Source organism: Gilliamella sp. B14384G10, assembly GCF_016101685.1.
GTDB classification, from domain to species: domain Bacteria; phylum Pseudomonadota; class Gammaproteobacteria; order Enterobacterales; family Orbaceae; genus Gilliamella; species Gilliamella apis_A.
The window spans coordinates 1-3,611 of sequence record NZ_JACFQA010000011.1; the positions used below are offsets into that span (position 1 = coordinate 1).

General features: G+C 36.6%; 1 protein-coding gene. It reads left to right on the forward strand.

The genetic code is table 11. The features are described from left to right. A partial coding sequence (locus H3T54_RS11780) for a hemagglutinin repeat-containing protein (protein ID WP_198222669.1) occupies nt 1-3,611 on the forward strand: 3,611 nt, incomplete at both ends.

Sequence of the window (3,611 nt, forward strand, 5' to 3'; positions counted from 1 at the left end):
GTACCGAAAAAGGGGTCGGTGTACATAATGCAGGTGAATTAGGTGCCAGCATCAACAATATTAGCATTAGTGCCGAGGGTAAAATTACTAACCGCGGTGCGATACAGGCTAATAAAAATGTAATATTAAATAGCCAACACACCGTTGATAATCACAAACAGTTGTACGCCAAAAAAGATATTCAGGTCAATGCTAAAAATTCTGTCAAAAATACAGGGAGTTTTGTTGCACAGAAAAATATCGCAATGTCTGCCAATAGGATTGAAAACAGTCAAACCGGGACACTTGCTGCGGGTGTTGATAGCCATGGAAAATTGAGTCAAGATGGTTCATTAGACATCAACACTACCACTGCCCATTTAACAGGGAAAAGCTTGGCTGGCGCGTCAATTAACGTACAAGCAAGTGGTGATATTAATTTAGATAACAGTCAACAAATCGCTAATGCCATTAATATCTCAGGCAAAGAACTGAGTGCTAAGCAAAGCATAATAAAAGCCGACCAAAATATAAAATTAACCGCACAAGATAACCTTTCTGCAACAGATAGCCACATTTTTTCTAACGAAAATATTGCCATAAAAGCAGGAAAAACGATTGATGGTGATGATATTTCCTTGATGGCTAAAGGGAATATTCATGCACAAGGGCAACAAATTAGCTTGCAAAAAGCACAAACATTATCAGAAAAAGACAGCACCTTTATTGCCAACAAGACGATTAACAATCGTGAGGCAAAAATCAGTAGTAAAGGTAATGTATCCCTTGATGCTGATGATATTAATAATTCTGAGGCGACATTTATCTCAGAGCAAACTATTTCGTTGTCTGCAAATGAAATCGATAATCAGCAAGCGATAGTTCAAAGTTTGGGAGCGACTCAGATTAATGCAAAGACAATTGATAACCGCCAAGCAAAATTTAATGTTGACCAATTAGATATTAAAGCGCAACAGTTACTGAATCAAAAAGCCAACATGCTGATTCAAAAAGCTGCGACGTTTGCAATTGGGAATATGGAGAATCAAGACGCTAAAATTTTAGCCTATGATTTAGCTATTGATGCGGATAAATTGAGTGGTGATGGTCAATTATTAGCCGAAAATGATATTCGATTAACACTCGTTGATTCATTTCATAACCAAAGTGACATCATTGCCAATAATAATATATATATTCAAACGCAGCAGGATATTTTAAATGACCAGCTTATCTTGTCGGGCAAAAAACTGGATATAATGAGTCAACAATTAACCAACAGTGAAAAGGGTGAAATAAGTAGCGATTTACTGAATTTAACACACGATACATTGACCAATTATGGTTTAATCGACGGTACGGTGACTGACATCAACGTCACCACATTAAATAATTTAAATACCGGTAAAATTTATAGTGATGATTTACAAATTGATGTACAGACACTCAATAACCAAGCCAATAATGAGCATGCGCCGGTCATTGCTGCTCGTCATGATTTTAAGCTCAATGCAAAAATCTTAAACAATTATAGCCACGCTTTGCTCTTAAGTTTAGGAAAATTTAAAATTAATGCTGATGTTATTAACAACCATTCTGCACGTATTGAATCGTCAGATGATATGACGATTTATGCAAATAAAATTAATAATATTAATGATAATTTTAAAACAGAATTAGTCAAAATTAGCCAACAACATAAATTAGAGTTTGCTTTTTATAATAGTAATAAACGATACAGTGGTAATAATTATAAAATTAGGAAAGGACATGATAAGAAGAAATACCCGACATTGATTGCCTATAATGAAGATGGCACAAGTCGTTCACATTATAAATATATTGAATACAATTACACCCAAAAACATTACCAAACCCAAATCATTGAAACAGAGCCGGCTGAAATTATATCAGGTAAAGATTTACTGATTGATGCGAATCATGTTATCAATAGCAACAGTAAAATCGTTGCCGGAGAAGCATTACAATTATCAGTAGGATTATTAGATAATATATCCACTAAAGGGATAGATCGTGTTACTGATGAAGGCTATCAAGTTCGTCATGATAGAAAGTGGCATGGTGGAGGCAAAAGAAAGTATTCCTCGAAGACGCGAACAACGAATTATAACAATATAGTTGAAACCAGTTTAGACTTAGATGCGGGTAAAATTGCTGAACATCAGTTTGTTTCAAGCACTACAGTCAATACACCTGAGAAAAGTCAAACAGGGGTAATAGTTGACAGCAGTGACCGTCAAATAGCACAAGTTAATGCAATCAGCACCATTGAGCCAAATTTAACCCTACCAGATAACAGTTTATATACGGTCAATAAAGACCCTGAAAGCCTTTATTTAATCGAAACCGACCGCCGTTTTACCAATCGTAAAAAATGGTTAAGTTCTGATTATATGACCAATCGAATTAAAACCGATCCTGATGTTATCCAAAAACGGTTAGGCGATGGTTATTACGAACAACAGTTGCTACAACAGCAAATTATAGCTTTGACAGGTCAACGTTATCTTGCTGGTTATCAAAGCGATATTGAGCAATATAAGGCACTCATGGATGCCGGCATTATGTTTGCGAACCAATATCAATTTAAAATTGGGGTCGCACTCACCCCAGAGCAGATGGCCCAACTTACTAATGATATGGTTTGGTTAGTGAGTCAAACGGTGATTGTTGATGGTCAACCACAACAAGTGTTAGTCCCGAAAGTCTATATTGTTAATCGTCCTGAACTTTCAACTGATGGAGCATTATTTGCTGGACGTAACGTTAAAATTGAGAGTGATAGTGACATTTATTCGAATGGTAATCTTATTGCTCAGCACCAACTCAGTGTATCAGGCCACAATATAGAACAAGAAGGGATATGGAAAGCCGGCAGTATCGCCGTTAATGCGGCAGAGAGTATTCGAAGTCGTGGCGCTTTTGTGGCTGATGAAAATATTTACTTATCAGCAATCAATGATATTTTATTGACGACAACAACCAATACAACCGAAGTTAACTATGGACCGGGTAATTTCAATCGTAATACTGTGATTGATAAAGTCGCTTCGTTACAAAGTAAAGAAGGCGATATTGTTGTTCAAGCTGGGCATGATGTGAACATGACTGGTGCAATGATTATCAATGGTGGTGAATCAAGTAAAACTCAAATCAAGGCTGGCCATGATATTGAGTTAAATAAAGTCAATACTCAGACTGCATCACATGCCAACTTTGGTAAAAACGATTATCGAGATATTGATGAAAGTCGCGTGCTGGGTACACAAATTCAGTCAAATGGCCATATTTCATTACAAGCCGGCCACAACATTGATACGCATGCTGCATCCGTATCAGCGGACAAATCATTAATTTTACAAGCAGGTCATGACATTAATCTGATGGCAGCTGAAGAGCGTACGGCATTAACGGATCATAATACTAAAGAAAACAATCGATTACTGAATAAAAAAAGCACAACACGTCATCTTGAAATTGATAATACTACCCAGTTAGGCAGTGAACTTTATGGTGATAGTATATTGATAAAATCCGGTCATGATTTAGATGTATCTGGCAGCATGGTGATAGCAACCCAAGATGTCTATCTTAATGCAGGCAATAATGTA